The 25,843-nt window shown below is 65.3% G+C and carries 30 protein-coding genes and 1 tRNA gene; 17 read left to right on the forward strand and 14 right to left on the reverse strand.

What is annotated here, in order from left to right; translation table 11 throughout:
* Positions 1–159: 159 nt before the first annotated feature.
* Positions 160–2,280 (forward strand): ATP-dependent DNA helicase RecG, encoded by a 2,121-nt coding sequence (recG, locus tag IE243_RS03685; protein ID WP_191318004.1) that lies wholly within the window; start codon positions 160–162, stop codon positions 2,278–2,280.
* Positions 2,281–2,298: 18 nt separating this feature from the next.
* Here the strand turns inward: recG and IE243_RS03690 are convergent, their stop codons facing one another.
* The 3 genes from IE243_RS03690 to glmU form a co-directional block, all read right to left on the reverse strand.
* Positions 2,299–3,111 (reverse strand): DUF502 domain-containing protein, encoded by an 813-nt coding sequence (locus IE243_RS03690; RefSeq protein WP_373301555.1) that lies wholly within the window; start codon positions 3,109–3,111, stop codon positions 2,299–2,301.
* Positions 3,112–3,203: 92 nt separating this feature from the next.
* Positions 3,204–5,030, reverse strand: a complete 1,827-nt coding sequence (gene glmS, locus IE243_RS03695) for a glutamine--fructose-6-phosphate transaminase (isomerizing) (protein ID WP_191318005.1) — start codon at positions 5,028–5,030, stop codon at positions 3,204–3,206.
* 242 nt (positions 5,031–5,272) lie between these two features.
* Positions 5,273–6,631, reverse strand: a complete 1,359-nt coding sequence (glmU, locus tag IE243_RS03700; RefSeq protein WP_191318006.1) for a bifunctional UDP-N-acetylglucosamine diphosphorylase/glucosamine-1-phosphate N-acetyltransferase GlmU — start codon at positions 6,629–6,631, stop codon at positions 5,273–5,275.
* A 580-nt stretch (positions 6,632–7,211) separates the two neighbouring features.
* Between glmU and IE243_RS03710 the strand changes: the two genes are divergently transcribed.
* From IE243_RS03710 to IE243_RS03725, 4 genes are all read left to right on the forward strand, one after another.
* On the forward strand, positions 7,212–8,765 hold the full coding sequence (locus tag IE243_RS03710) for an OpgD/OpgG family glucan biosynthesis protein (RefSeq protein WP_308432014.1): 1,554 nt from the start codon (positions 7,212–7,214) through the stop codon (positions 8,763–8,765).
* Complete coding sequence (gene mdoH, locus IE243_RS03715; RefSeq protein WP_191318008.1) at positions 8,741–10,939, forward strand: glucans biosynthesis glucosyltransferase MdoH; 2,199 nt, start codon at positions 8,741–8,743, stop codon at positions 10,937–10,939. The genes IE243_RS03710 and mdoH overlap by 25 nt, the downstream gene beginning before the upstream one ends.
* A 179-nt stretch (positions 10,940–11,118) precedes the next feature.
* Positions 11,119–11,403 (forward strand): hypothetical protein, encoded by a 285-nt coding sequence (locus IE243_RS03720; protein ID WP_191318009.1) that lies wholly within the window; start codon positions 11,119–11,121, stop codon positions 11,401–11,403.
* Positions 11,404–11,912: 509 nt separating this feature from the next.
* Positions 11,913–11,988 (forward strand) — tRNA-Lys (locus IE243_RS03725).
* A 98-nt stretch (positions 11,989–12,086) separates the two neighbouring features.
* Here the strand turns inward: IE243_RS03725 and IE243_RS03730 are convergent.
* The 9 genes from IE243_RS03730 to IE243_RS03770 all read right to left on the reverse strand — a co-directional run bounded on the left by IE243_RS03730 (position 12,087) and on the right by IE243_RS03770 (position 17,969).
* Positions 12,087–13,418 (reverse strand): site-specific integrase, encoded by a 1,332-nt coding sequence (locus tag IE243_RS03730; RefSeq protein ID WP_244642740.1) that lies wholly within the window; start codon positions 13,416–13,418, stop codon positions 12,087–12,089.
* A gap of 297 nt (positions 13,419–13,715) precedes the next feature.
* Positions 13,716–13,928 carry an NrdR family transcriptional regulator gene (locus tag IE243_RS03735; protein WP_444542214.1) on the reverse strand — a complete coding sequence of 71 codons (213 nt, stop codon included), beginning with the start codon at positions 13,926–13,928 and terminating at the stop codon, positions 13,716–13,718.
* A 2-nt stretch (positions 13,929–13,930) separates the two neighbouring features.
* On the reverse strand, positions 13,931–15,058 hold the full coding sequence (gene dnaN, locus IE243_RS03740; RefSeq protein WP_191318011.1) for a DNA polymerase III subunit beta: 1,128 nt from the start codon (positions 15,056–15,058) through the stop codon (positions 13,931–13,933).
* A 61-nt stretch (positions 15,059–15,119) separates the two neighbouring features.
* Positions 15,120–16,106: a DUF2303 family protein gene (locus tag IE243_RS03745; RefSeq protein WP_191318012.1), complete on the reverse strand. Its 987-nt coding sequence runs from the start codon at positions 16,104–16,106 to the stop codon at positions 15,120–15,122.
* Positions 16,103–16,450, reverse strand: a complete 348-nt coding sequence (locus IE243_RS03750; protein WP_191318013.1) for a YfdP family phage-associated protein — start codon at positions 16,448–16,450, stop codon at positions 16,103–16,105. Before IE243_RS03750 ends, IE243_RS03745 begins: the two co-directional genes overlap by 4 nt.
* Positions 16,451–16,503: 53 nt before the next feature.
* Positions 16,504–17,118 carry a hypothetical protein gene (locus IE243_RS03755; RefSeq protein WP_191318014.1) on the reverse strand — a complete coding sequence of 205 codons (615 nt, stop codon included), beginning with the start codon at positions 17,116–17,118 and terminating at the stop codon, positions 16,504–16,506.
* A complete protein-coding gene (locus IE243_RS03760) occupies positions 17,115–17,348 on the reverse strand; it encodes a hypothetical protein (RefSeq protein ID WP_191318015.1) in 234 nt (77 codons plus the stop codon). Before IE243_RS03760 ends, IE243_RS03755 begins: the two co-directional genes overlap by 4 nt.
* A gap of 94 nt (positions 17,349–17,442) precedes the next feature.
* Positions 17,443–17,706, reverse strand: coding sequence for a hypothetical protein (locus tag IE243_RS03765; RefSeq protein WP_191318016.1), 264 nt, complete (start codon positions 17,704–17,706; stop codon positions 17,443–17,445).
* Complete coding sequence (locus IE243_RS03770; protein ID WP_191318017.1) at positions 17,703–17,969, reverse strand: hypothetical protein; 267 nt, start codon at positions 17,967–17,969, stop codon at positions 17,703–17,705. The genes IE243_RS03765 and IE243_RS03770 overlap by 4 nt, the downstream gene beginning before the upstream one ends.
* A gap of 149 nt (positions 17,970–18,118) precedes the next feature.
* Between IE243_RS03770 and IE243_RS03775 the strand changes: the two genes are divergently transcribed.
* Positions 18,119–18,382 carry a hypothetical protein gene (locus IE243_RS03775; RefSeq protein ID WP_191318018.1) on the forward strand — a complete coding sequence of 88 codons (264 nt, stop codon included), beginning with the start codon at positions 18,119–18,121 and terminating at the stop codon, positions 18,380–18,382.
* A 1-nt stretch (position 18,383) separates the two neighbouring features.
* Here IE243_RS03775 and IE243_RS03780 read toward each other — a convergent pair whose 3' ends face one another.
* Both IE243_RS03780 and IE243_RS03785 read right to left on the reverse strand, forming a co-directional pair.
* A complete protein-coding gene (locus IE243_RS03780) occupies positions 18,384–18,734 on the reverse strand; it encodes a hypothetical protein (RefSeq protein WP_191318019.1) in 351 nt (116 codons plus the stop codon).
* A 29-nt stretch (positions 18,735–18,763) separates the two neighbouring features.
* Positions 18,764–19,528, reverse strand: coding sequence for an XRE family transcriptional regulator (locus IE243_RS03785; protein WP_191318020.1), 765 nt, complete (start codon positions 19,526–19,528; stop codon positions 18,764–18,766).
* A gap of 19 nt (positions 19,529–19,547) precedes the next feature.
* On the opposite strand from IE243_RS03785, the gene IE243_RS03790 reads away from it, so the two are divergent.
* The 11 genes from IE243_RS03790 (at position 19,548) to IE243_RS03840 (ending at position 25,746) form a co-directional block, all read left to right on the forward strand.
* Positions 19,548–19,766 carry a transcriptional regulator gene (locus IE243_RS03790; RefSeq protein WP_191318021.1) on the forward strand — a complete coding sequence of 73 codons (219 nt, stop codon included), beginning with the start codon at positions 19,548–19,550 and terminating at the stop codon, positions 19,764–19,766.
* Entirely contained in the window at positions 19,763–19,972 is a 210-nt protein-coding gene (locus IE243_RS03795; protein ID WP_191318022.1) for a hypothetical protein, read from the forward strand. The genes IE243_RS03790 and IE243_RS03795 overlap by 4 nt, the downstream gene beginning before the upstream one ends.
* Before the next feature lie 151 nt (positions 19,973–20,123).
* Positions 20,124–20,534 carry a phage regulatory CII family protein gene (locus IE243_RS03800; protein ID WP_191318023.1) on the forward strand — a complete coding sequence of 137 codons (411 nt, stop codon included), beginning with the start codon at positions 20,124–20,126 and terminating at the stop codon, positions 20,532–20,534.
* Between the two features lie 10 nt (positions 20,535–20,544).
* The gene (locus IE243_RS03805) at positions 20,545–20,778 is read left to right on the forward strand and encodes a hypothetical protein (RefSeq protein ID WP_191318024.1); all 234 of its coding nucleotides are present in this window, start codon (positions 20,545–20,547) and stop codon (positions 20,776–20,778) included.
* A 7-nt stretch (positions 20,779–20,785) separates the two neighbouring features.
* Positions 20,786–21,007, forward strand: a complete 222-nt coding sequence (locus tag IE243_RS03810; RefSeq protein WP_191318025.1) for a helix-turn-helix domain-containing protein — start codon at positions 20,786–20,788, stop codon at positions 21,005–21,007.
* A gap of 2 nt (positions 21,008–21,009) precedes the next feature.
* On the forward strand, positions 21,010–21,846 hold the full coding sequence (locus IE243_RS03815) for a hypothetical protein (RefSeq protein ID WP_191318026.1): 837 nt from the start codon (positions 21,010–21,012) through the stop codon (positions 21,844–21,846).
* Positions 21,843–23,024, forward strand: a complete 1,182-nt coding sequence (locus tag IE243_RS03820) for a DUF7146 domain-containing protein (RefSeq protein ID WP_191318027.1) — start codon at positions 21,843–21,845, stop codon at positions 23,022–23,024. The genes IE243_RS03815 and IE243_RS03820 overlap by 4 nt, the downstream gene beginning before the upstream one ends.
* Positions 23,021–23,602 carry an MT-A70 family methyltransferase gene (locus tag IE243_RS03825; RefSeq protein ID WP_244642741.1) on the forward strand — a complete coding sequence of 194 codons (582 nt, stop codon included), beginning with the start codon at positions 23,021–23,023 and terminating at the stop codon, positions 23,600–23,602. The genes IE243_RS03820 and IE243_RS03825 overlap by 4 nt, the downstream gene beginning before the upstream one ends.
* Positions 23,599–23,805, forward strand: coding sequence for a hypothetical protein (locus IE243_RS03830; protein ID WP_191318028.1), 207 nt, complete (start codon positions 23,599–23,601; stop codon positions 23,803–23,805). Before IE243_RS03825 ends, IE243_RS03830 begins: the two co-directional genes overlap by 4 nt.
* The gene (locus IE243_RS03835; RefSeq protein ID WP_191318029.1) at positions 23,795–24,025 is read left to right on the forward strand and encodes a hypothetical protein; all 231 of its coding nucleotides are present in this window, start codon (positions 23,795–23,797) and stop codon (positions 24,023–24,025) included. Before IE243_RS03830 ends, IE243_RS03835 begins: the two co-directional genes overlap by 11 nt.
* Entirely contained in the window at positions 24,022–25,746 is a 1,725-nt protein-coding gene (locus IE243_RS03840; RefSeq protein ID WP_191318030.1) for a DNA primase family protein, read from the forward strand. The genes IE243_RS03835 and IE243_RS03840 overlap by 4 nt, the downstream gene beginning before the upstream one ends.
* Positions 25,747–25,843 lie beyond the last annotated feature (97 nt).

The raw sequence follows: 25,843 nt of genomic DNA on the forward strand, positions 1-25,843 counted from the left end.
TGTTGCCGCCCGATCATTCGGGGCGAACGCGGCGCATCTCGCCGGGCCAACGCCTGGGCTATATAGTCCCGGCAGCGCGGCCTGTCAGCCATAACCCGCCAGGCCTGTTCCGCAGGCGGTTCCGCCTGCCCGTCCCATCTCAGGCCGCACAAGGATTTCATGCGTCCCTCCGTGCTCGACCCCCTGTTCGCTCCCATCACCGCCTTGCCTGGCGTTGGGCCGCGCGTCGGCGCGCTGTTCGACCGGTTGCTTGGGGCGCCGGGCCGGCCAGCGCGCGTCATTGACCTGCTGTTTCATACGCCCGGCGGCGTGATCGACCGGCGGCATCGTCCACGCATTGTCGATGCGCCGGTGGGAACGGTGGTGACGCTGGACGTGCGCATCGCCTCCCATGCGGCGCCGCCGGCGCGCAGCGGCTCGCGGGCGCCAGCCCGCGTGGTGGTGGAGGACGACACCGGCGACGTGACCCTGGTGTTCTTCGGCGGCTCGCGGCAGCGGCTGGAGGCGCAATTGCCGGTGGGCGAACGGCGCATCATCTCCGGCCGCATTGAACTGTGGGAAGGCCGCCGCCAGATGGCGCATCCGGACCTGATCCTGCGGCCGGAGGAGCTGGAAGGCGCCAGCCTGATCCAGCCGGTGTATCCGCTGACCGAAGGTCTCGGGTCGCGTCTGGTGCAGAAGGCCGCCGCGGCGGCCCTCGAGCGCCTTCCCGGGATGCCGGAGTGGCACGACCCGGATTTGCGCGGCGCGCTGCCGCCATTCGCGGCCGCGCTGCGGCTGGTGCACCAGCCCCAGGAGGTTTTCGCCGAACACGCCGACGCTGGCGTCGCCGGGGAGCCCGACCCTGCCCGTCGCCGTCTCGGTCTCGACGAGGTGCTCGCCACCCAGCTGGCGCTCGGCCTGATGCGTCAGAACCGGCGCAAGACGCGCGGTCGCGCCCATGCGGGCGATGGCCGCCTGGCGCGGGCGCTGCTGGCGCAAATCCCCTTCGAACTTACTGGCGCGCAGAAAACCGCGCTGGACGAGATTTGGCGTGACCTGGCTTCGCCGGAGCGGATGCTGCGCCTGTTGCAGGGCGATGTCGGCTCCGGCAAGACCATTGTCGCCTTGCTGGCCATGGCGCGGGTGGTGGAAAGCGGCCGCCAGGCGGCGCTGATGGCCCCGACGGAAATTCTCGCCCGGCAACATTACGAGCGCATTGCCCCGCTGGGCGAGGCCGTTGGCCTCCGCATCGGCGTGTTCACCGGACGCGACAAGGCGGCGGCGCGCCGCAAGATCCTGGAACAGATGGCCGCTGGCGACGTCGACATTGTCGTCGGCACCCATGCGCTGTTTCAGGAGGCGATCGCCTTTCGCGACCTGGGGCTGGCGGTGGTGGACGAGCAGCACCGCTTCGGCGTCCAGCAGCGGCTGGCGCTGGGAGAGAAAAGCCCCGACGCCGACATGCTGTTGATGACGGCGACGCCGATCCCGCGCACCCTGGTGCTGACCTTCTACGGCGACATGGAGGTGTCGCTGCTGAACGAAAAGCCGCCGGGCCGCACCCCGGTGACCACCCGCGCCGCGCCGCTGGAGCGGCTGGACGAGATCACCGCCGCCGTCGGCCGCGCCATCCAGAACGGCGCCCGCGTCTACTGGATCTGCCCGCTGGTGGAGGAATCAGAGGCGTTGGACGTCGCCGCCGCCGAGGAGCGTCACGCCTTCCTGCGCGAGCGGCTGGGGCCAACGGTCGGGCTGCTGCACGGCAAGATGAATGCCCGCGACAAGGACGCGGCGATGCAGCGCTTCGCCAGCGGGATCGACAATGTGCTGGTGGCGACCACCGTCGTCGAAGTGGGCGTGGATGTGCCCGAAGCGACGATCATGGTGATCGAGCACGCCGAGCGCTTCGGCCTTGCCCAGTTGCACCAGCTGCGCGGCCGCGTCGGTCGTGGTTCTGGAGCCTCAAGCTGCGTCCTGCTGTATCGCGGCCCGCTTGGACAGGCCGCGGAAGCGCGCCTGCGCATCATGCGCGAAACCGAGGACGGTTTCCGCATTGCCGAAGAAGACCTGAAGTTACGTGGCCAGGGCGAAATCCTTGGCACCCGCCAGTCAGGTGCGCCAGACTTCCGCTTCCTGCGCCCCGAGCACGACGTGGACCTGATTGCCTCGGCGCGGGATGAGGCGAAGCTGATCCTCACCCGTGATCCAGGCCTGACCAGTCCGCGCGGCCAGGCGTTGCGCCTGCTGCTGTATCTGTTCGGTCGCGACGAGGCGATCCGGCTGCTGCGCGCCGGATAGAGCGCTTTCAGCTGTCTCTCAAGCCGGGTTCTCCGGCAGTGGCGCGTCGGCTGGCGTATCGGGATCGTCCACCATCGCCTGCATGCGTCGCTGGTGTTCCTCCGGCTGGATCAATCCGGCGGACATGACCAGCTTGGCCGCCTCATCCACCGGGATAGAAACCTCGACGATATCCTTGCGCGGCAAATAGAAAAAGAAACCGGTGGTCGGGTTTGGCGAGCAGGGCAGAAACACGCCCACGTAATCCGCGCCGGCGCCGCCGGGCAGCGGACGCGCCATATCGGCGGGCGGCGGAGCCGAGACGAAGACGATCGACCAGGTTCCCGGCGTCGGAAACTGCACCAGCGCCACCTTGCGAAACGACGTGCCGCCTGGCGAAAACGCCGTCTCGAAAATCTGCTTGATGCCGCGATAGAGCCCGCTGACCACGGGCATGCGCTCCAGCAGCGTCTCGCTGGAACTGACCAGCGTGCGCCCGACAAGGTTGGCGGTGAGAAAGCCGAGCAGCGTCAGCGCGAACAGCGCCACCACCAGGCCGAAACCCGGCACCGAGACGCTGAGATAGGCGTCTGGCCAGTACCGGTCCGGCACGAGTGGCTTCACCCAGCCGTCAATGGCCCCGACGATCCACCAGGTGATGTAAATCGTCAGCGCCAGCGGGCCGGCGACGATCAGCCCGGTAAGGAAGTAGTTTCGCAGCCGGGCCCGGGCCGAAAACAGCCGCCCGCTGGAGGCAGCGGCGGCGACCATGGCCGCCGGGGGCATTGGCGGAGCTTGCAGGGGCTCCGCGCTGGCATCAGCCGGTTCTGGTCTGCGCTGACCGTCGGTCATTCAGGGTATCCATGCCGTGGATGCGACGTTTATGCCAATATATGATCTATTTATGGCGATTTATTCACGCCGTGGATCATCGTCGCAGGCCGTCACTCCACGGTGACCGATTTGGCCAGGTTGCGCGGCTGGTCCACGTCCTTGCCCATGAAAACCGCCACATGATAGGCCAGCAACTGGATCGGCGCCGCGTAAACAATCGGCGCCACCACCGGATCGACGTCCGGCATGGTCAGCGCCGCCACATTGTCGAGGCCGGTCTGGCGCACGGCGTCGCCATCGCCGATCAGGATGATGCGTCCGCCGCGGGCGGCGACCTCCTGGATATTGGAGACGGTCTTGTCCATCAGTTCGTCGCGCGGCGCGATGACGATGACCGGCATGTCCTCGTCCACCAGGGCGATGGGGCCGTGCTTGAGTTCGCCCGCAGCATAGCCCTCTGCGTGGATGTAGGAAATTTCCTTGAGCTTGAGCGCGCCTTCCAGCGCCAGCGGAAATGCCGGTCCACGGCCCAGATAGAGCACGTCGCGGGCGCGGGAGAGATCGCGCGACATCTGCTCGATGTCATGTTCGAGCTTGAGCGCCTCGGAGAACTGGCCGGGCAGCCCCATCATCAGATCGGCGATGCGCGCCTCGTCCGCCTCCGACAGCACGCCGCGCTGGCGGCCGGCATAAACGGCCAGCGACAACAGCACGCTGAGCTGACAGGTGAACGCCTTGGTTGAGGCGACGCCGATTTCAGGTCCGGCGAAGGTCGGCGCCACGGCGTCGCTCTCGCGGGCGATCGTCGAGGTGGTGACGTTGACCACCGACAGGATGCTTTGCCCCTGGGATTTGGCGTAGCGCAGCGAGGCCAGGGTGTCGGCCGTCTCGCCCGATTGGGAGATGAACAGCGCCAGACCGCCCGGGGTCATCGGCGCCTCGCGGTAACGGAACTCGGAGGCGACGTCGATATCAACCGGCAATCGCGCCAGCCGCTCGAACCAGTAACGGGCCACGTAGCCGGCAAGATAGGCCGTGCCACATGCGCAGATGGTCAGGCGCTGCAGGTTTGCGAAGTCGATGACGCCCAACTCCGGGAAGCGGAACCGGTTGGCGGAGGCGTCGAGATAATGGGCGACGGTGCGGCCCACCACTTCGGGCTGCTCCCAGATTTCCTTCACCATGAAGTGGCGGTAATTGCCCTTGTCAGCCACGAAGGCGCCGGGGACGAGACGCTGTCGCTGACGCTCGACATGGAACCCGGCGGCGTCGCGGACTTCAGCGCCAGCGCGGGTGATGACGGCGTAGTCGCCCTCGTCCAGGTAGAGCAGGTCATCGGTAAATGGCGCCAACGCCAAAGCGTCGGAGCCGAGGAACATCTCGCCGTCGCCGAAACCCAGCGCCAGCGGCGCGCCGTGACGCGCGCCGATCATCAGATCGTCTTGGCCGGCGAACAGAAAACCCAGCGCGAAGGCGCCGCGCAGGCGCGGCAGCACGTTGGCCACGGCGCGCACCGGATCATGGCCGCGCTCAAGCTCGCGGCTGACCAGGCGAACCACGACCTCGGTGTCGGTCTCTGATTCGAAGCGCACGCCTTCGTTTGCCAGTTCGGCGCGAAGTTCGCGGAAGTTCTCGATAATGCCGTTGTGAACCAGCGCCACGCGCTCCGTGGCGTGGGGATGAGCATTGTCTTCGGTCGGCTTGCCGTGCGTCGCCCAGCGGGTGTGGCCGATGCCGCTGGCGCCCGGCAGCGGCTGCTCGCGCAGGACGTTTTCCAGATTGCGCAGCTTGCCGGCGGCGCGGCGCCGCTCCAGTACACCGTTATGCAAGGTGGCGACGCCGGCGGAATCGTAGCCGCGGTATTCGAGCCGCTTCAGCGAGTCGACCAGGTCGGCGGCGACGTCATACTTGCCGAGAATGCCGATGATTCCACACATGTTTCTGGTTCACCTGAACTGGAAAGGGGCGATGCGCCGGATGGTCGGTATCCGGCGTTTGCCTCTGGAGGCGTTCGAATCTTGGGTTTGCGGACACCCGGCGTTAACCGGGATGCAAACGCCAGACTGACGCCATGCGCGCCCGAAGTTGCGATGCCTGACGGAAATGGTGGCGTGAGACAAATCAAAAAAGGTGACGGATTATGACGCCGGGCCTGACGACCCGGGGGACAGTTCGTCACTTATTTCTTGCGGCCGGCGTTTCTGGCGCGGAATTCCGCCGCCCAGCCGGGTTTCTCCACCTGACGCCCCCGCGCGAGGGCCAGGGCGTCCGGCGCCACGTCGGCGGTGATGACGGAGCCCGTGCCGATATAGGCGCCGTCGCCCAGGGTCACCGGGGCCACCAGAGATGAGTTTGAGCCGATGAACGCGCCCTTTCCGATCACGGTTTTTGCTTTCCCGAAGCCGTCATAATTGCAGAAGATCGTGCCGGCGCCGATGTTGGCGCCCTCGCCGACCACACCGTCTCCCAGATAGGCCAGATGGTTGGCCTTGGCGCCAGCGCCCATCACCGTGTTCTTGAGTTCGACAAAGTTGCCAACGCGGGCCTTTGCGCCCACATCGGCGCCAGGGCGCAGGCGCGCGTAAGGACCGATGTCGGCGCCCTCGCGGACGACGGCGCCCTCCAGATGCGAGAAGGCGTGGATGGTCGCGCCCGTCTCCACCGTGACGCCGGGGCCGAACACCACATGCGGCTCCACGGTGACGTCGCGGCCAAGCCGCGTGTCGGCGCTGAAATAGACGCTGTCCGGGTCCTGCAACGTGGCGCCGCCGAGCATGGCGGCGCGCCGCAGCCGTCGCTGGATTTCCGCTTCCGCCACGGCGAGCTGGGCGCGGTCGTTGACGCCCATCACCTCGGCTTCGGGGGCGACGGTCACCGCCGCCCGCAGGCCGAGCCCACGGGCGATGTCGACGGCGTCGGTGAGATAGAACTCCCCCTTGGCGTTGTTGGGCTCGATGCGCTCGAGAATGCTGAGGGCATGGGCGCCGGACAGGGCCATGAGCCCGGCGTTGCACAGGGTGATGGCGCGCTCGGTCTCATCCGCGTCTTTCTCCTCGCGGATCGCCGCCAGATCTTCACCATGGCGGACGAGACGGCCGTAGCCGAAGGGATTGGCGGCCTCGAACCCCAGCACCGCCACGGCGACATTGCCGCCGAGCAGACCATGCAGGCGCGCCAGGGTTTCCGGCTGGATCAGCGGCGTATCGCCAAACGCCACGACAATGTCGGCGTTGTCCGTTGCAATATCCTCGCGCGCCGCCAGCACTGCATGCGCCGTGCCGAGCCGCTCGCGCTGTTCGCGCAGCACGGCGCCCGGCGCAACCTTGCGGGCCTCATCAGCCACATCGGTCCGATCCGGCCCGACCACGACGACGACGTCGCGGGCTCCGGCGGCCTCCAGCGCGTGCAGCACATGGGAGACCATGGAGCGGCCGGCGATGCGATGCAGCACCTTGGGAAGCGACGATTGCATTCGGGTGCCCTCGCCGGCGGCGAGAACAATGGCGCGGAACGGGGCGACGGCGTGGGACGCGGTCATGGACAGGCGATGCTCCAGGGTAGCAGGCTGTGGCGAGGGAAACCCATTCGCCAGAAAAAACACAACAGATCGACCGCCAGCCCAGGAACTCCTGCGGCGGGCGCCCGGCGATATGCGGAGGGGATCGACCCCTCCTTCCAGATGGTGGCCACGCCCTTTAAGGCTCCTGACGCCATCCGCCTAATAAATCATGATTCCCGATGCGAAAATCACCAGTCATCCGTCGCGCCCTGCCGGAGATCTCCCGGCAATGTCAGATTTACGCTGTTGGATCACAAGGAGAGACGCTGCGCCGACTGTCACATATGACGCGGAATGGGGACAATCCGGCTCGCCGCCAGGGTATTTCCCAAGGGGGCCTTTTATCGAACATATGCCTGTGAGAGAGCTGCCTCACGGAAAAACATGGGATTCTGTTTGGTTTCCCGTCTTGAAACCGCCGCTTTTCGCCGCATGGTCCGCTGCGGCCCGCCCGCTTCGCCGCTCATGGCCGATGTCCATTGCAAGAAGCTGGCGATAAGTCATAATTTTCATTGTCCGCGCCTCAACGGGGCGGCGCGGCGCTTTAACGCTGGTTCAGATGAGCATGATCAACCGCAGGCAACTGATGTGGTCTGGCGCAATCGCAGCGCTCGCGGCGTCGTCCGGAGGCACCGCCGCCCAGACGGCGGACCCCAGTCGCCCGCGCGCTGGGGCCGCCAATGGCGAGGGGAGCTTCGAACCCGGCCATGTGGTTGATCTGGCCCGACAACTCGCCATGCGCCCGTTCACTCCGCCGCCGGCCGATCTGCCTGACCAGCTCGCAAACCTGACCTATGACCAGTATGTCGGCATCCGCGCCCGGCAAGAAGGCCTGCTCTGGTCGGGTCAGCAGCGCGGTTTTATCGTCGAACCGTTGCCGCGCGGCGCCCTCTTCAAGGACCACGTGGTGCTCTATGTGGTCGCGGACGGCCAGGTGCAGCGGGCTCCCTACAAATCGGCGAATTACGATTTTGGGGCGTTGCCAGCCCCTCCCGACGGCAAGGACATCGGGTTCTCGGGCTTCCGGATTTTCGCCGGAAACGGTGAGCGCCCGGTCCAGATGGCGATTTTTCAGGGGGCGACCTTCTATCGCGCCATGGCGCGTGGGCAAAACCTCGGGACAGTGGCGCGGACGCTGACCCTGCGACCGGGCGAGATCAAGGGTGAGGAGATCCCGGTTTTCCGCGCCTTCTGGCTCGAGCAGCCGGCGCTGGCCGCCGAAACCCTGGTGATTCACGCCCTGCTTGAATCCGAAAGCGTCACAGCCGCCGTCAGATATACGGTTCGCCCCGGCGACATGACCATTGTCGACGTCGAGGTCACCATGTTTACCCGCGTCGCCATCGATCACGTCGGCTGGGGCGGTCACGCCGGGACATTTCTGTTTGGCCCGGCCAGCCAGCGCAACGTCGACGACGTGCGCGCCGCCGTGTTTGAGCTGAATGGCCTGCAGGTCAGCAACGGGCGCGGCGAATGGCTGTGGCGCCCGGTGGTCAATCCGCAGCAGTTGCAGGTGTCGGCATTTGTGGATTCCAATCCGAAGGGATTTGGCTTGCTGCAGCGCGAGCGCAGCTTCGCCGCCTTTCAGGACGACAGCCAGCGCTTCGACCGGCGTCCCAGCGTCTGGGTGGAGCCCCTGTCTGACTGGGGCGAAGGCTCGGTGCAGTTGATCGAAATTCCGACCGAGTCGGATGTCAACGACAACATCATCGCCTACTGGCGGCCGAAGGCGCCGCTGGCGGCTGGAGCCGAAACGACCTACGCCTACCGGCAATACTGGTGCTGGAGCATTCCCGAACCGCCGCCGCTGGCGCGCGTCAACCTGACCCGCACCGGCAAGGGGCGCGGCGGCCGTCGGCGCAGGTTCCTGGTTGAGTTTGTCGGCGACGCCCTGGCCGATCCAGGCCGGCTGGCGGAGCTGAAACCGGCGCTTGGAGCCGGCAAGGGCGCGACGATTACGAATCTGAAGTTGTGGCCCTACCCCGAGCGCAAGGTGATGCGGGTGGCTTTCGAGCTTGATCCGGGCGACGAGCCGCTCACCGAACTGCGCCTCGTGCTTGAGGCGGCCGGCAAGCCCCTGAGTGAGACATGGCTGTACAGATGGACCGCGTAGAAACTTTTGAAGAAAACGCGGCCTCGCAGGCTCCGGCAGGCCATTTTCCGGAACAGGGCGCGCCCGGGGCGTTGCCGCCGGAAAACAGGCTGGAGATGCCGACGCAATCCCTGCGTCGCTGGCGGCGTCGCGACGGCCGGCGCCCCGTGCGCGGGGTGGGACCCGGCGCTGCGGGGTGGGTCGCCCGCTTCGTGGTGTTCGTCGGCGCGCTCGCCCTGACGCTGTATGGCGCGCGCGAAATGTATGAGGTGGTGTCGGTCAGCCGCACGACCTGGCTGCAGTGGGCGCTGCTGGCGCTGTTCACCATCAATTTCTCCTGGATCGCCATCGCTTTCACCAGCGCCATCGTCGGCTTCGTGGCCCTGCTGTTCCGCTCGCGCAAGACGCCGGCGCCGGTTGACGGCCTGACCACCCGCACCGCAGTGGTGATGCCGGTCTACAACGAAGAAACCTCCCGCACCTTCGCCGCCCTGTTCTCGATGCGCGAGAGCATCGAGGCGACCGGCCGTGGCGACGCTTTCGACTATTTTATCCTGTCAGACACCACCAATCCGGATGTCTGGGTCGCCGAGGAACGGGCCTTTCTCGCCCTGCGCGAGCAGATGGGCCCCGGCGCGCGGCTCTATTATCGCCGCCGGCAAAAGAACACCCACCGCAAGGCCGGCAACATCGCCGACTTCGTCACCCGTTGGGGCGGCGGCTACGACCACATGCTGGTGCTGGACGCCGACAGCCTGATGACTGGCGACTGCATTGTCCGCCTCGCCGCGGCGATGGAGGCTGATCCGGACGCGGGCATCATCCAGACGTTGCCGTTGATCATCAACCGCAACACCCTGTTCGCGCGGTTGCAGCAGTTTGCGGCGCGCGTCTACGGCCCGGTCATCGCCACCGGCCTGTCCGTGTGGATGGGCAAGGACGGCAACTACTGGGGCCATAACGCCATCATCCGCACCCGGGCTTTCGCCGCGCATTGCGGCATGCCCGACCTCTCCGGCAAACCGCCTTTCGGCGGCCATATCCTGAGCCACGATTTTGTCGAGGCGGCGCTGATCCGCCGCGCAGGCTGGACGGTTTACATGTTGCCGCACCTTGGCGGCAGCTACGAGGAAAGCCCGCCGTCGCTGATCGATCTGGCGACGCGCGACCGTCGCTGGTGCCAGGGCAATCTGCAGCACGCCCGCGTCATCGGTTCGGCGGGCCTGAAATGGGCGACGCGGCAGCATTTCGCCACCGGCATCTTCTCGTATCTGGCGTCGCCGCTGTGGCTGATGCAGCTGGTGATCGGCATCATCCTGGTGCTGCAGAGTCGTTATGTGCGGCCCGAATATTTCAGTCAGGAATTCTCGCTGTTTCCCGCATGGCCGCGCTTTGACCCCGAGCGCGCCCTGGCGCTGTTTGTGCTCACCATGGCGATCCTGCTGGCGCCCAAGCTGTTCGGCCTGATCCTGACCCTGATCAATGGCCAGGATCGCCGCGACGGCGGCGGCGCCTTCCGCGTCATCATCTCGACCCTGTTTGAGACCATCATGTCCGCCCTGCTCGCCCCGATCATGATGGTGATCCAGTCCGGCGCGGTGATGCAGATCCTGCTTGGCCGCGACACCGGCTGGAACCCGCAACGGCGCGATGACGGCTCCATCGCGTTTGGCGACATCGTCAGGCGGCACTGGCAGCACATGGCGCTCGGCGTGATCGCGGGCCTTACCGCCTTCCTGATCGCCACGTCGCTGGCCCTGTGGATGTCGCCGACCATTGTTGGCCTGTTGCTGGCGATTCCCATTTCGTGGATGAGCGGCAAGAAATCCATCGGCCTGTTCCTGAAGCGCATCGGCCTGCTGCTGACGCCGGAAGAGGTCGCGCCGCCGCCGGTCGTCACCCGCGCCAACAGGCTGCAGGAAACCTTCGCAGCGCGGGGCTTCGATGAAGACGACGCCTTCGACGTCATGCGCCGCGCGCCAGAGTTCCGTCAGGCCCATATCGCCATGCTGCCGCCCCGCCCGGTCCGCAAGCGCGGCCAGGTCGATCCCGAGCACGTGCTGGCGGAAGCCAAGCTGGCGGATGCTGAAACGGTGGCTGACGCCCGCAGCTGGCTGTCGCAGCGCGAGCGCATCGCCGTGCTCAATGATCCCCTGTTGCTGGCGAAACTGGACCGGTTGCAGCCCGCTGCATGACGCGCGGGGGCGGGTCGTCCTCACAAATCGGTCTTCACAATTCCGACGGCGCCCTGGAATGGGCGCCGCGCTTCGCCACCCTGGCGATTGCATTTGAGTCGAATGCAACCAGATCCATAGGCCGGACGGGGCCTGGGCGCGGCGCGCCCGCTCGCGTCTGGCTGCAGCTGGAGCAAGATATGAAAGCGATATTCGGAGCAATCTTTGGAGCGGCGCTCGCCATGGGCGTCGGCGCCGCCCAGGCTGCGCCAACGCCGGTTGGTTCTGTCGCGGCGTCAGGCGTTGGCCTCCCGGTCGCTCAGGCGCAGTACTACCATCACCATCACCGCCCGCATTATCACCGGCCGCCGCCCTACTATCGTCACTATCACCGGCCGCCGCCACGCTATCATCACCGCCACTATGGCCCCCCGCCGCACGCGCGTGGGCATGCCTATGGCCACCGCCATCACCGGCATTGGTAACCCGCCCAGCCCCGCCCCCAGGGCGGGGCTTCTGTTTGCGCGCGCCTCAGGCGACTGAAAGTCTCTGCTAACCATGGCGGCTGGAAGATCGCCGCGCGGCTTGCGCCTCACGCCTCCGTGACAGGCTGATTTACGCTTCGTTTGCTGACGCAGCGATAACCAGATGTCATGAGCAATGATCTTCGCGCCTTCCCACGCCCCGACCGGCGTCCGGCCGTTCCGGCGTTCGACCCACATTTCGCGCCGTCGAAGTCGTTTGACGACGCGCTGTTCGGCGACATGCGCCAGCAAGTGTCGCCGCGTCGCCCCATTGGGATGCCCCGGGCAGACCTCAACCGGAAGCGCCAGGGAGCCGAAATCCCGCCGCGGTAACCGGGGCCGGCCGCCCGCCGGTTTGCCGTCAACCGGTTTTCCCGCCATCGACGGCAGGGATTCACCCGTATTGGTTGGGGACTGTGCTGCAGGGCGGTTGACCACAACGCTATCTGCGCATATCACCGCGAACGTGAGAGCGCGTAGCTCAGCCGGTAGAGCAACTGACTTTTAATCAGTAGGTCCAGGGTTCGAATCCCTGCGCGCTCACCACCATTGCCTTGATATCGCAGGTTTAATCCGGCTACTGCGTATCGCGAAAATGGCGTCTGGTTTGCAAATAAGCATGCGTGTTTGCAAACCCCCTCGTCTCAGCCCTCGGTCAACCGGTTGCGAGCCTTGCCAAGCACAGTTGAGCGGATGTCAGACCATCCGTCCTCAAGCTTGCGCATCGCGCTTTTGGCGACCCTGCGGGCATCAATATCCCGCGAATAGTGCCGCACCATCTGCTCGCTCATCTCCACGAGCCGCGAGACCTCCGTCTCGGTGCAGCCGGCCTCCAACAGCATGCAGACCGAGTTTTTCCGGAGCCCGTGAAATACCAGGCCGGCCTCGCGGATGCGCGTCATCGCGGCCGCCCTTGCAGGATTATCCGCTGCCTCGCGTTTCGCTTCTGCCTGTCGCGTTGCAGGGGATTTTTGCGGATCGCATTGGCCATATGACAGTTCGCGTTGCCAGGCCGTCCGAAATCCAGCGAGCGTCCACGCCTCGCCGTCCTCGCGCAGGTGCAACAGGGCTGTATCGGTATGGGTTGCCACGAGGATATCCCGATACTCGGAGTGTATGGGCGCCCAGACGTTGCCGCCGGTCTTATGGGTGACAAGCTCGATGGCCTCGGCCTCGGGCGCCGGTCGCAACATGCCGATTACGTCGATAGACCTCTGCCCGGTATAGAGCGCTGAGTAGACTGGCAGATGCAGGCCGATTCTGGCGTGCTCAAAAAACAGCTCGAAAGCCCACTCTGGCCAAGGCTTGTAAGGCGTGCTGTCGGCGCCGACCTTTTCGGTTTTGTCCACCACATTGGCATCGGCGTATCCGCGCGGAATGCCAAAATCGACAAGGCGCATGAGCACCGCCCGAAAAAAACGCGCTGTCGCCGGCCGATCCTGAAACGTGTCGATGGCTTGTTGCGCATCGACAGTCGTCAGATCCCGCACGGCGTCGTCGCCACACACGCCCCGAATCATATCCAGATAGCGGTCATACTCCTGGCGGGTCTTTGGCTTGAGAGACTGATACGCCGCATGCTGCGTAAACAGGTCAATAAGCGCGCCGAAAGTCTTGTGGTCTCCGGCTTTTTCGCGCTCGTATAGCGCGTGCGCCTCTGCCAACGCCGTCAGAAATCCCGCCGGATCTTTGGCTGGATGCGGCAGCGGCCTGCGCTGCCCGGCGTGACCGGTGTGGCCAAACGATAATTCGCCGGCTTCGCAGATTGCATCCAGGCGCTCATATTGCGCCGCCCTTAACCAAAACTCTGGGTCATGAGGCGTAAACGGCATTGGCAGGCGCGGCCACACCCGGTCTGTCCCGCGGTAGCGCTGGTAATAGTAATAGGCGCGCCCGGCCCGGTTGCGATATCCGCTTACATAGAGCGGCAGATCAACCTTGCCGACGCCGGCCTTCGGTCGCCCGTTGCGCTTCACGGAATTTTTCTCCGATCGATGGTTTCGGCGTAGTTGGCTCCGGCGGTGTCTCGCCAAGCTCCGGGAAAAGCTTGCGATTCCGCGCCTTGCGCCATCGGTCAATTGCTTCCAGGTCGAACATCCCGGTAGTCGGGTCCGGCGCTGGAAAGCCGCGGGCAAGCAGCCTTGGCAAAGCCGCATCAAATTCGGCCGCTGTCAGATGGAGGCGGCGGGCCGCTTTTTCTGGCGGGACATCGCCGGGGTCGACAGCAAATCGGATTGATGCTTGCCGCGGTGGCTGTGGCCCATGGGTGGCTGTCATCCCCCTGCCTCCGTCAAAGTCGGGCGCCGCCATGTGCCGCCGGCCTCGGTGATGGCGTCGGCGAGGGACTGCTCCGGGATCTCGTAAGTGGTTTCGCGCTGGCCGCAGTCGTCGCAGGCGCGGCGGCGATAGGTGATTTCCCGTCCGCGCCATACGCGCGGGCGAGAATCGATAACGCGCATCAAGCCGCCGCAGGTCCCGCACATCATGCTCAGACCCTCATCGGCATCAGCACAAGGGTATGGCCCTCGGCCTCGTTGCTGAGGCCACGCCAGAGCGCCGGCGAGCCGCCGTCAGCGAGGGCGATCTCGACGCGGTCAGCATCGACCACTGCGAGGAGATCGCGGACGTAGGCGGCGTTAAAGCCGATATCGACGGGGTCGCCGCTGTAGTCGCAATCGATCGCCTCCTCGGCCTGGCCTGTGTCCGGGCTGGTGACCGAGAGCGTCAGGCCGGCGTCGGAAAAGGCAAACTTGATGGCGCGGGATTTGCCCTCGGCGACCGTGGCGACGCGATCGACGGCCTGTTGCAGCGCAGCGCGAAACAGCGTGCCTTTGTGCGGATTGTGTTGCGGGACGACGCGGCGATAGTCCGGATAGCTCCCGTCGATCAGCTTGGTTGTCAGGCTGATGTCGCCGCAGGTGACGGTCATCTTGTTGGCGGACACCACCACCTGCATGACTGACGCCGGGCGATCCGCCGCCAGCTTGTGCAGCTCGGCCACGGCCTTGCGGGGCACGATCACGCTGGGTATGGCGGCGACGGCGGCGTTTGCCGTTACGTCGCGCATGGCCAGGCGGTGCCCGTCCGTCGCGACGCCGCGCAAGGTCGAGCCATCAGCCTCGGGCGCCGCATGCAGATAGACGCCGTTGAGGTAATAGCGCGTCTCCTCGGTCGATATGGCGAAGTCGACGCCCTGCAGCATGTTTTCGATCTCGACGCCCATCACCTCAAATTCCGCGCCGTCGTCCGGCCGTCCCATATCCGGCCAGTCCGCTTCGGGCAGCGCGTGCAGGACAAAGCGCGAGCGGCCGGCGCGGATGGTCATCTGGTTGCCGTCGTCGGACAGGCGCAGATCCGCCTGGCAGCCATCCGGCAGCTTGCGGACGATGTCTTTGAGGGTCAGCGCGGGCACCGTGATGGCGCCGGGCTTGTGGATCTCCGCAGCCACGGTTGCCGTGGCCGACATGTCGAGATCGGTGGCGCTGATGGACAGCTTGCCGCCGGCGGCCCGCAACAGCAGGTTCGACAGGATCGGGATGGTGTTGCGTCGCTCGACAACCCGCCCGAGCATGTCCAGCGGCTTGACGAGATTGGCGCGCTCTATGGTGATGTGCATGACGTAACCCGCTGGCGTGGGGGTGGCCGGGCGCGTCGCCCGGCCTGCGAAGCGACAGGCGTCAGGCCGACATTTCCGGCGCACCCTCGTAGGCGGGCAGGCCTGTCTGCTCGGCAGCCCGAGCCAGATCCTTGACCACGCGCTCAGTCACGTATTGATCCGGCCGGAACATCTGGAAAAACCAGACGATCGACCCGGAAGCCGCTCGATACCGCAGCCGTACGGGTATCCGTAGGACCTCGCCCCGGAAGAACGGCGAGATCGAGAGAATGAACATCCCCGGCACCTTGATGGGCTGGCCGTCACCGCCGGTATGCGTCTCCTCGAACTGCATCTGGATCTCGCCGGATTGCAGCGTGCTGTGGTTTTTGATTTTGGAGTCCACGTTGATCTGCAAGCCGCGCGACAGTTCTACCAGCTTGGCTGGCGACGCCACTGTTGTGGCGAACATCTCCTGCATCCGGGACGTTTCTTCTGGAGTGGGCGACGCAAGCTCGGCGATATGATCCTCAATAAACGCCGCGAAATCAGCCTGGCCCATCTTGACCCCATCCTGGTCAACCCAGACCTGCCACTCCTCGGAGAGCGGGAAAGCATAGTGGATGCGGTGTTTGCCATTATCAGCGATTGGCGCTGCTGCCCCAGTGTCCTCGACGCCACTAACGTTGGCCTCGTGATAGTCCACGATTGCCGTCAGGCTTGGCGCCCGCCAGTTGCTATCGGCAAAGATGGCCGTGTTGCGCGTCTTGTGCCGGTTGGTGAGGTCGACAAAGGAGGCCAGCGTCAGCACTTTGGCCTGCCCGGTCTTGCGCTCCGGCCGCTGGCGCCACTGGTCGATCAACGGCTTGAGGCTCACCGCCTCCGGCTTGTCGCCATTGGTGATGCCGACCGGGATTGACGGCGGGAGGCCATGGCTGCCGAGCGGCGGCGTGATGTTGGTGACGGTTAGAGCGCCCGTCTTCACGAGGGCGGCGACCTCTTTGACGGCGTCGCCGGAAAGGCTGGTGTTCGACATGGTTTTCCCTTGCTTCATAAAGGTTTTGATCAAGCCATCTCGCGGTCGCGCGAGACTTCGCGCGGGCCGCTAAACATGTCGCCCTGGGTCGGGTGCTCATCACTGAGCGATCCGTCCTGGAGGACAAAAAAGAATGAGTTGCCGCGCACCGGCTTGGGCCGCTTGGAGGCGATTTCGGCGCCGATGGTTGCAGACACGCCCTCGACCTCGATGTTGAGCGTGAGAGTGACCTTGCCCTTGGCTTTGGCCTTCGGTCGGTCGCCCGCGTGCTCTTTGAGGGCCGCCAAGGTGGCGATCAGCTCCTCGCCAAGCGCGGCGGCGGTCTCGCCGCCCTCGAGCATGCCAATGATGGTCTGGGCATCGCGGATGCGTTTCATGGGTTTCTCCTGCCGGCGGGGCCATCTGCCCGACGCCGGGAAAATGGTTGCGGTCAGGCCGCGCGAGCGCGGGGCAGCGGGCAGTAGCGGTTCAGTCGGTCGACATAGTCGGCGGCGGCGTCAGGCCAGGGCTGGGGCTTGAGCTTGTTGGCGAGGCGCAGGGGATGGGCGCGCTCGATCTCATCCTGCCAGGGCTGGGGCGGCCTTGTGAGCAGCCGGTCGCGCTCGGTGCGCAGCAGGGCAAGATCGGTTTGCTTGATGATCTGACGGACCTCCGCCGTCAGGGGCCAGCGCATGCCAGCGGCGGCATAGATCGCCGCATCGAGGTGATCCTTAAGCAGGCCCAGCACCACGCCAAACAGGCGGGGCGTCGCCATGCGGGCGCTGATGGCCTGCACCACTGGCGAGGTCATATCGCCGATGTAGGCCTCATGGGCGTCGTGCAACAAAAACGCGGCGGCGAGAGTCTTGTCGCGGGTCTGCTGCATCAGATAGTCGGCGCCCACCACACAGTGCTGCGCCACCGAATAGGGGCCGCTCATGACATGGCCGCCAAAGCGCGGAATGCGCGCCAGCGCCTCGGCCACGTCGACCTTGAGGTCGACCATCTCCGGCGTGGGGTTGAGCAGGTCAAACGCCCTGCCCTTGCTGGTCTGGATCCACGTCATGGATAGTCTCCGGAGATCTGGTCGCCGCGAAATTCCGGCGCGTGCCGGCGGCGGCCGGCGCGCTGGACAAGGTTGGCGATGATGAGGACGGCGGGCACCGCGAGGCCGGCGGCAAAGCCGGCGATGATCTGATGCGGGCTGGCCGCGCCGCCGGCGCCGCCGATCACGAGGACGGCGAGACAGGCAAGCGTGGCGAGGCCAATGATGGCGAGGCGCGCGAGGGTGCTCATAGCGCCCCCGCTGCGATGCCGCCCCACAGGGCGATGTTGGCGACAAACAGGGTGAGAGCGGCCAGCTCGGCGGCGGCGCGGGAAAGGGCGTGCATCAATGGACCCCCCTATCCAGGAGGCGCTTGACGTTGCCCGCCATGCCGACTGCCGCGGCGTGCGCATGACAGTAGCTGTCGCTAAGCAGGACCTCGACACCTGTCACGTTTCCGGCCGAACACGCCCCGACAACGTCACCAAGCGTCCTCGCGAGAGCCAAGACGACACCGGCCTGTCGCTTGAAATCGCCGGCCACCGCCGCAAGTTCGCGGGAAGCCATCTTGCTAATTGCCTGCTCGAATTCGGTGAGCTGCTCGCTCATGCCGCGTCCCTCCGCTTGCCAGCGGTGGCGGCGTCGATGGCGGCGGCGGCGTGCAGGTTGATCTGCCCGTCAGTCCAGCCAAGCCGCCGGAAATCGTCAGCGCTGATCGTGGCGTCGGCGCCGGCGCGGTTGATCTCCGCCTTCACCTCCTCGGCCATGCGCTTGCGGATTGCCCTGGCGTCCGTCATGCGCTGGCGCGGCTGCGGCCAGATGTGGCCGTCGTGGGTGGCGAATCGGGTCTGTTTGCGGGTGGTCGAGAGCATCAACGCCTCCTGATGTAGGTAGCATTGATTATTAGTAGGCATTGCCTACCTTCGTTGTCAACACGAAAGTAGCTGTTGCCTACCTTGGCTCAATTTGACTCCTTCCGTCGCGTGTGTTCACATTTTGTTCCACGCAAGGGGGGCGTAAAATGGAGTTGATAACGTACTACGTGGTGCAGCCGTACGCCCTTGCTTCCAATGGCAGGACTGTGATCCCGCTTGATGCCATTGAGGCAAGGGATCTGCAGGATGCTGACCGGCGGGCATCGTTCCTGAGGGATGGATGGTGCGGAGCCATCGCCTTTTCGCGCACGGGCAGCTGGGCGCTGGGCGAGTGGGGCGATGCCGAGATTATCCGCATCGCTGGGAGCGTGCCGGATGCCGCAGTGCTCGCGTTGGAGCGCGTGGCTTGATTTATCGCTTTACAAGTAAGTTTGGGACGTTTTCGCCGCCCGGCCCGTACAGCCCCCAAGCCGTGAGGCACCCCACCTGCTTACCTGCGGCCTTGAGCCCGTTGAGGTGGTTTGCCGCCAATAGCGCGGTTACATTGCGGATATACTGGGCATCCAAATCAATACTATAGACTTTAGCAAGAGCGTTGATTGCACGTGCATTGGCCCGATATTCATTGCAATAGGATTCGGTAGCGACAACTTGGGCTATGTGATTGACAGCATTTTTCTGCTGCTGCGACAACTCTTGCGCCGCAGCGCTGGCCGCAGACATCGCGATTGCAATAACAATACATCCAGCCGCGCGCAACATTTTACCCCCGCCCCCATACACGCTACAGTTCAGTACCTCAATGACCCGACGATAACATGCACCCGCTTTACAAGCTTTCGTTCAAATACAACTTCACCTTGAGGGTTGTATTGCCACAGATGCAGTTTTTCTGGTGTCCACGCCCGAAATTCTTTTATAAGGCCTTCGGGCGGAGCATCTGGGTCGTTTGTATGTAGCTGGACAACCACATCATCGTAGCGGTCCGCAGGCTTGTTCGGGTTGACCCAGACGAGTTCGCCCGGCCGGTAACGCGGCACCATGCTTTCACCCACAACATAGATTGCATAGGCGTGTTTGACCCCCACCAGATTTGGAGGGCGGGCCACGTACTCAACCGTCTCGCCGTTAAACGCAAATCGGCCGTCATCACCGCCCCGACCGACGCCGAGCACTGGCAGGCGCTGATCGCTCATGTCTGGCGCTGGCACGAGCGGCGACATCTCTGCGGGTCTGATAATGATTGGCGGCTGTTCGACAGGCTTTGCAACGGGTTCGGGGTCATCCGGCAGTGGATCCCCTTGCAACAAGTACCCGATCGTCACCCCGAATAGTTCGGTAAGGCCTATCAGTTTGCGAGGGTCTGGGCGCGCGCGCTCACTCTCCCACTGGGTCACTGACACCCGGGCAATGCCAAAGTGATCGGCGACCTGCTGCTGGGTCAATTTCGCCCTGAGGCGCGCCTGTTTTATGCGATTTCCCAATGACATGCCGGAATGTAGGTTCATCCTACCTAGCGTGTCACCTACATTGCTATTGACATTGTAGGTAGGCATTGCCTACTTTCCTTCCACCATGTTGGATATCGTCAAACGCGCCGCTGAGAAAGCAGGAGGGATCACCAAGCTCGCAAGCGAGATTGGGGTCAAACACCCGTCCCTGCATTCCTGGAAACAGATCCCCGCCAATCGCGTGCGCGATATCGAGCGGGTGACCGGGATTCCGGACTACGAGTTGCGTCCCGACCTGTTCCGCCCACCGGTTGGCGCATCTGCGCCGGAGGTCACCGCATGACGTCGTCTGATCGTCTCCAGCCTTTGCACCGCATCGCGCAGGGCCAACATCGCCGGATGGGGACCCGCATCGGCCACGCCCTTGTGCGCGCTGGCATCGTTTGGGGCGACGGCGTCGCCCTGGCGGCGCTGTGGCTTGGGCGCCCGTCCATCTGGATGGTGTCCGTTGGCGTGTGGCTTGTCCGACATTCCCGTGCTCCCCCGTGATCGCCTCGCGCTGATCTGATGCGCTGACCCTGCCCGCCAAAACCAGTTTTCGGAACGAAAATCCAAAGGGGGATTTTTCGTGATCGCTGATGCTTTGCCTGATGGCCTCTTTTCTTTGATCAAAGCCGCTGTGCGGGCCCAGATCCTCGCCATGGCCGCGCCGGGCTCAACGCCGGCGCAGCGGGTGGCGCAAATCACCGGCGCATCGGCCGGCACGATCAGCCGCTGGCAGGGCGACGCCTATGGCGAGCTGCCGCCCCTCGAGGTGATTTTTCAGCTCGAATACCTCTCCCAAAAACCCATTGTTTCGCGGGCGCTGGCGCAGCTCAGCAGTCACCGGCTCACGCCCATCGCCGACGATGAGGCGGCCGGCGAATGCTTTGTCGCCGATCTGGTCAAGATCACGGGCACCGCCGCGCAAACCGCCGGCGAGCTGTCCACGTCTCTCGCTGATGGCGTCGTGACGCCCGCCGAGGCCAAGCGCGTGCTCGCCAAAGCCGCCGAGCACCAGGACGTGCTGACCGGCCTGACCCGCAAGCTTTCCGTCGTCGCCAATAAGTAGGGAACGCCCCATGCGCACGCCTGACTTTGCCATTGATGAGCTGCCCGAACAGGAGCGCCTGTATGTCAGCGCCGCCGTGCAGCGGATGATCGACTCCAGCGAGGCGCACCTCGCCGATCTGCGCGCCCATTGCGACCGGGAGTATCCCGATGTCGCCGAGGATCCGCGCGACCTACTGCCCTACAACTGGCGCGGGCGCCTGCACGGCGTCGCCGCGGCCAATGTCGCGCACTTCCGGCGGTGACGGGGTGATGTCCCGGACCCGCCGCCGCAGGCTGGTGGTCGTGCCGCGCCGCAACATGGCGCGCCTGCACCGGGCCGCGCGCCGCCTCCAGGAGGTTGGCTGGCCACAGCACGCGATTGCCCGCGCGCTACACCTGAGCCGCGCCACTGTCTCCCGCGCCCTGCGCGGCAACGACATCTGGGGCGGGGATTTTTCGGATTTGATCCGTAGTGCGATGCGGGAGGCCTGAGCATGACCACCACCCCGGAAACCAGCATCGTTGAGCCGACTGACGGCAGCTTGGACGATGACCGGATCATTCCGCTGCTTCTGGCGCAGGCCGCTTCTCGCGGTGCGCGCTACTGGGATTATCAGGATGCGCACCAGGTCTACGCGGCTTTGCTGGCCAAACTTGACGCCGCCCTTCCCGCGCGGGCGCCGGAGCCGGCGGCCGCTCGCTGGGAAATTCGGTCTCCTGCCGGTTGCCCGTCCGTGACCGACAAGGCGGATTTAGCCGGCCAATGGCTGAAGCAAGGGTACGTCGTCACGCCCTTCTACACCGCCCCGCCAAACCCCGTTGCCGCCAGTGCGGTGGATGGGCAAGCGGCTACCGGCGATTGGCACATGGAAGCCGTTTACGAGGTGATCGAAGAACTGCACCAAGCGGCCAAGCAAGCCGGCACCGAGCCGATGAAGGCACTGCTTTCAGACGCTGCTGACATGGCTATCTGGCTGATCTCCGCCCCGTCATCACCAGCCCCCGTTGCTGATAATCCGGCGGGCGATCCTGTCGTCAACGCGCCCATGTCTCTTTGGGCGGCGGCCGCAATGTCGATGTTGGCCACATACGACGCCTTTATGGATGGCGCCCTCCAGAGCCCCGCAGACCGAGCCAGTTTTGAGCACCTGCTGCTGGCGGCCAGTTTCGGCGCCCAGGCTTTTGACGACGCGCCGCCAATCGCCCGTGGCGGCGCAGAAGTTAGCCTGTTGCTCAAGGCTTTCTGCCAAGCGCTGATCGACCCATCAGACAAGCGCCTGGACCATTTGCGGGCCAACTATGCGCCACCATCAGCAGCGGAGCCTGCATGATGGCCCGCATCGCCCAATCCGAAATCGATCGCATCCGGTCCGAAAAGCGCATTGCCGACATTGCCGGCGTACCGCTGCGCGCCAGCCGCATGGGGCGCGGGCTGACTGGCCCTTGCCCGTTTTGCGGCGGCAGCGACCGTGGCCAACGCTTTGAGATCCGGCTGGACACCAACACCTTTGTTTGCGCCGTCTGCCAGGCTGGCGGCGACGTCATCCGCTTTGTCGAGCTGCGCGACGGCTGCGATTTTCGCGGCGCTGTCGAGCGGCTGGGCGGCGGGGCCGAGGCTGTTGACCCCGAGCTGGAGCGCCAGCGGGCGGCCGAGCGCCGGGCGCGGGAGGCGGAACGCGCCCGGACGGCGGCGCGGCGCGCCGAGACCGAGCGCCGCCGCCTGTATGACATCTGGCAGCGGGCCGCGCCGCCATCGTCGCCATCGATCGCGGGCTATCTGGCGCGACGCGGCATCTGGCAGTTGATGAGCAACCGCCTGCGCGCGGTCGAGGACATGCCCTATTACCACGGGCGCGAGGCCCGGCCCGGGCGGCCTGACAAAGACCGCGCGCGCGTGGTGCATCGGGGCCCGGCCATGCTGGCGCCGATCGTCGGGCCGGATGGGGCGTTTTCTGGCCTGCACATCACCTGGATTGATCTGGCGCAGCCCAAGGGCAAGGCGATGATCCTCGACCCGGACACCGGCGAGGCGCTGCCCGCCAAAAAGGTGCGCGGTGTCAAGGTTGGCGGGCGCATCGAGCTGATCCGCTGCGCCTCCCCGATCGCCCTGGTGATTGGCGAGGGCATCGAGACGGTGCTCTCCGTGTGGACCGCGATGGCCGCCGTTGGGCGCGATCTGGATGGCATTGCGTTTTGGTCATCCGTCGACCTCGGCAATCTGGGCGGGCATGCGGCCGGCCTCGCGCCGCACCCGACCGCCAGACGGCCGGACGGCAGCCCCCTGCGCATCCCTGGTCCCGTACCGGACATGGACGCCCGCGCCATACCCGTGCCGGACAGCGTCGCGCGCGTGCTGCTGCTGGGCGACGGCGACAGTGACCGCTTTTTGACGGAGACGACGCTGCAACGCGCCGCGCGCCGTTATGCGCGCCTGGGCCGCGATATCCGCCGCGCTTTTGCGCCGGATGGCAAGGATTTCAACAATTTACTGATGGAGGCGGCGGCGTGATTGACCTGCAGCCATTTGCCTATGACGTGGTGATGATTGACCCGCCGTGGCCGTGGGAGACGTACTCCGCCGCCGGGCAGGCCAAATCTCCCGAAGCCCAATACGACACCATGTCGTTTGACGACATCGAGGCGCTGCGCGCTGGCGATCTGCTGGCGACGGGCGGCGTGATGATGATGTGGTGCACGTGGCCGCTGTTTGACCGGCAGGCCGCCGTGATGCGCGCCTGGGGCGTCAAGCCGGTGACCGGCGGCGCATGGGCCAAGCGCACCGCCAGCGGCAAGCTACGCTGGGGGACGGGCTATGTTCTGCGCAGCGTCTGCGAGCCGTTTTTGATCGGCGCGCTCAAGGATTCCGGCGCGCGCGGACCCGGCGTCTCCAACCTCATCGGGACGATAGACGAGGCGCTGGTCGACGGCGTGGCGCGGGAGCACTCGCGCAAGCCCGACGAGGCCTATGCGCTCATCGAGGCCGTGGCGCCCGGGTTGCGCCGCGCCGACATTTTCGCGCGCCAGCGACGGCCCGGCTGGGACGGATGGGGCAATGAGGCGAGCAAGTTTGATGGGGTGGCACCATGAATGACAGCACAGAGCGCGAGGAACTGGCGGACGCCCTGAAAGCTAAGGCCGAGAAATACGCCAATCTCGAAGAAAACCAACGGTACGGCGAACTGGCGCGATCGTATTTTCGCGGAAAATGCGTGGCCTATCGGGACGCCGCGAAGATCGCCAGCCGCCCCACCGAAGCCCTTGCGAGTAAGGGAGGCGACGATGGCCAGTGACCTGAACGAATACGAGATCGATGCCCTGCGCATGCTGGCTGGCGAGATTGAACGGGACTGGGGCGCGTGGGTTGCTGCGTGCCTTGAAACGCTGGTCGCCAAGGGCCTCGCCGCTCCGGCCTACCACATCACTGATGCTGGGCGCGCCGCCCTCACCAATATCGACCGGAAGTCGATCAGCCCCACCGGAACCCTTGCTGATAAGGGATTCCCGGCATGAGCGACGACGCCATGAAAGGCATTGTCGATCTGGTCGACAATGCCGAGCCATACGCCACTGACGATTTGGACGGCGGCGGCCCTCCGCAGCCACCGGATGACGGCGGTGACGGGGATGGCGGACCCTCGCCATTTGGCAAGCCAGACCCGGCCGTGGTGCAGGCGTGCGCCTTGCTCGATCAAAACGACACCGACAATGGCCGGCGGCTGCTCAACCATTTTGGCGACAGGTGGCTCAGTGTGCGCGAGATCGGCGCCCATATCTGGAGCGGCACCCATTGGGACCCGGACGGGGGCGACGAGACGCTGCAGCGCATGGCGCAGGAGACGGCGCGCCGGATCAAACTGGAGTGCGGCCATATCGTCATGTCGCCAGCAGACGCCCGCATGGTCGCTGAGGCCGCCCGGATCCGCGCCGATGACAGCGCCGAGCCAACGGCGGAGGCCAAGGCCCTGCTGGGCCGCGCCGAGGCCGCCGAAAAGCGCAACGGCAAGCGCCGCGGCGACCGGCACAACTTTGCCGTCTCCAGCGGCAACCGCAACCGCACCATGTCCATGATCTCCCAGGCGCTGCCGCACCGTTCGTGCGCGCCGGCTGACCTCGATGCTGACCACATGTTGTTCAACGTGGGCAACGGGACGCTGCGATTTCGCAAGTGGGTCGAGGAGGATCTGGAGTGTCCGGACCCGGATGCACGGCGCATGATCGCCCATGCCAGCGTCGAGATGCTGCCGCATAACCCGGAGCACCTCATCGCCAAGATATCGCCCTGCACTTATGACCCGAAGGCCGTGGCGCACCTGTTTTTGGCGTGGCTGGAGCGGTTTCAGCCGGATGCGGAGGTGCGGCGGTTTATCCAGACGGCGGTGGGCCGGGCGCTGCTCGGCGGGGCAACTACACAGGTGCTGATCTTTCTGTATGGGGACGGCGCCAACGGCAAATCCGTGTTCATGGAGATCATTTCGGAGATCTTGGGGGGATATGGGGGCCGGCTGAAGCCGGAATCCATCGCGGGGGCGCTGGAGGGGCGCGGCGACCAGGCGACGCCGGATTTCGCGCGACTGGCCGGCAAGCGCTTTGTCGCCATCGCCGAGCTGCCGCGCAATTCGCCGCTACGCGAGGGGTTGGTGAAGGCCATGACCGGCGGCGAGCCCATGCCGGTGCGGCACCTCAACAAGGGTTTTTTCGACCTTTTGCCGGAGTTTATCCCGTTTATGTCGGGCAACGACTTGCCGGACGTCGGCGGGCTCGACCACGGCATCTGGCGGCGGCTCAAATTTGTGCTCTGGCCGGTCAAGGTGCCGGCGGATGAGCAGCGACCGCTCAAAGAGGTGGTGGGAGAGATGATGGCGGAGGCCCCGGGCATCCTCAATTGGGCCATTGAGGGGGCGCTGCGCTTTCTGCGGGAGGGCCTGCACGAGCCGCCTGCCGTGTCCTCGCTGACAGAGGCGCACCGGGAGGACCTGGACCCTGTTGGCGCGTTCGTCACCGCCCACGTCCGCGACCGGGAGGACAGGAGCGTGCAGGCGCGCGACATGTACGACGGCTTCAAGCTGTTCTGCGAGGCCAACGCCATAAGACCTTGGACGGAAAAGACTTTTAGTCTCGCCCTGAAGAAAAAGGGGTTCCGGCGTGAGGATAAGCGCGTCCGGAAATGGCTTGGGATCGAGCTTGTGGACGTGCCCAAGCCCCGCAGCCCCTATGGATCGCTGGACAGGTGACGGACGCTCACGCCCGGATTTAACGCGCGAGGGTCGCGAGGGGCGCGCGATAGACAAAACATCACCCTCGCACTGGTTTTTGCGCGTGTTTTCAAAT

Source organism: Camelimonas fluminis (assembly GCF_014656355.1).
Taxonomy (GTDB): Bacteria; Pseudomonadota; Alphaproteobacteria; order Rhizobiales; family Beijerinckiaceae; genus Camelimonas; species Camelimonas fluminis.

Bases quoted from the DNA above. Each gene is read 5' to 3' on its own strand.
- IE243_RS03710 (WP_308432014.1), top strand. From the start codon at position 7,212: ATGAGCATGATCAACCGCAGGCAACTGATGTGGTCTGGCGCAATCGCA.
- IE243_RS03775 (WP_191318018.1), top strand. From the start codon at position 18,119: ATGGAGTTGATAACGTACTACGTGGTGCAGCCGTACGCCCTTGCTTCC.
- IE243_RS03770 (WP_191318017.1), bottom strand. From the start codon at position 17,969: ATGCTCTCGACCACCCGCAAACAGACCCGATTCGCCACCCACGACGGC.
- IE243_RS03785 (WP_191318020.1), bottom strand. From the start codon at position 19,528: ATGCCTACCTACAATGTCAATAGCAATGTAGGTGACACGCTAGGTAGG.
- IE243_RS03815 (WP_191318026.1), top strand. From the start codon at position 21,010: ATGACCACCACCCCGGAAACCAGCATCGTTGAGCCGACTGACGGCAGC.
- IE243_RS03800 (WP_191318023.1), top strand. From the start codon at position 20,124: ATGGCCGCGCCGGGCTCAACGCCGGCGCAGCGGGTGGCGCAAATCACC.
- IE243_RS03735 (WP_444542214.1), bottom strand. From the start codon at position 13,928: ATGATGTGCGGGACCTGCGGCGGCTTGATGCGCGTTATCGATTCTCGC.
- IE243_RS03780 (WP_191318019.1), bottom strand. From the start codon at position 18,734: ATGTTGCGCGCGGCTGGATGTATTGTTATTGCAATCGCGATGTCTGCG.
- IE243_RS03840 (WP_191318030.1), top strand. From the start codon at position 24,022: ATGAGCGACGACGCCATGAAAGGCATTGTCGATCTGGTCGACAATGCC.
- glmS (WP_191318005.1), bottom strand. From the start codon at position 5,030: ATGTGTGGAATCATCGGCATTCTCGGCAAGTATGACGTCGCCGCCGAC.
- IE243_RS03805 (WP_191318024.1), top strand. From the start codon at position 20,545: ATGCGCACGCCTGACTTTGCCATTGATGAGCTGCCCGAACAGGAGCGC.
- IE243_RS03810 (WP_191318025.1), top strand. From the start codon at position 20,786: ATGTCCCGGACCCGCCGCCGCAGGCTGGTGGTCGTGCCGCGCCGCAAC.
- glmU (WP_191318006.1), bottom strand. From the start codon at position 6,631: ATGACCGCGTCCCACGCCGTCGCCCCGTTCCGCGCCATTGTTCTCGCC.
- IE243_RS03820 (WP_191318027.1), top strand. From the start codon at position 21,843: ATGATGGCCCGCATCGCCCAATCCGAAATCGATCGCATCCGGTCCGAA.
- IE243_RS03750 (WP_191318013.1), bottom strand. From the start codon at position 16,450: ATGAAACGCATCCGCGATGCCCAGACCATCATTGGCATGCTCGAGGGC.
- IE243_RS03790 (WP_191318021.1), top strand. From the start codon at position 19,548: ATGTTGGATATCGTCAAACGCGCCGCTGAGAAAGCAGGAGGGATCACC.
- IE243_RS03690 (WP_373301555.1), bottom strand. From the start codon at position 3,111: ATGACCGACGGTCAGCGCAGACCAGAACCGGCTGATGCCAGCGCGGAG.
- IE243_RS03765 (WP_191318016.1), bottom strand. From the start codon at position 17,706: ATGAGCGAGCAGCTCACCGAATTCGAGCAGGCAATTAGCAAGATGGCT.
- IE243_RS03795 (WP_191318022.1), top strand. From the start codon at position 19,763: ATGACGTCGTCTGATCGTCTCCAGCCTTTGCACCGCATCGCGCAGGGC.
- IE243_RS03760 (WP_191318015.1), bottom strand. From the start codon at position 17,348: ATGAGCACCCTCGCGCGCCTCGCCATCATTGGCCTCGCCACGCTTGCC.
- IE243_RS03755 (WP_191318014.1), bottom strand. From the start codon at position 17,118: ATGACGTGGATCCAGACCAGCAAGGGCAGGGCGTTTGACCTGCTCAAC.
- IE243_RS03835 (WP_191318029.1), top strand. From the start codon at position 23,795: ATGGCCAGTGACCTGAACGAATACGAGATCGATGCCCTGCGCATGCTG.
- mdoH (WP_191318008.1), top strand. From the start codon at position 8,741: ATGGCTGTACAGATGGACCGCGTAGAAACTTTTGAAGAAAACGCGGCC.
- IE243_RS03720 (WP_191318009.1), top strand. From the start codon at position 11,119: ATGAAAGCGATATTCGGAGCAATCTTTGGAGCGGCGCTCGCCATGGGC.
- IE243_RS03830 (WP_191318028.1), top strand. From the start codon at position 23,599: ATGAATGACAGCACAGAGCGCGAGGAACTGGCGGACGCCCTGAAAGCT.
- recG (WP_191318004.1), top strand. From the start codon at position 160: ATGCGTCCCTCCGTGCTCGACCCCCTGTTCGCTCCCATCACCGCCTTG.
- dnaN (WP_191318011.1), bottom strand. From the start codon at position 15,058: ATGCACATCACCATAGAGCGCGCCAATCTCGTCAAGCCGCTGGACATG.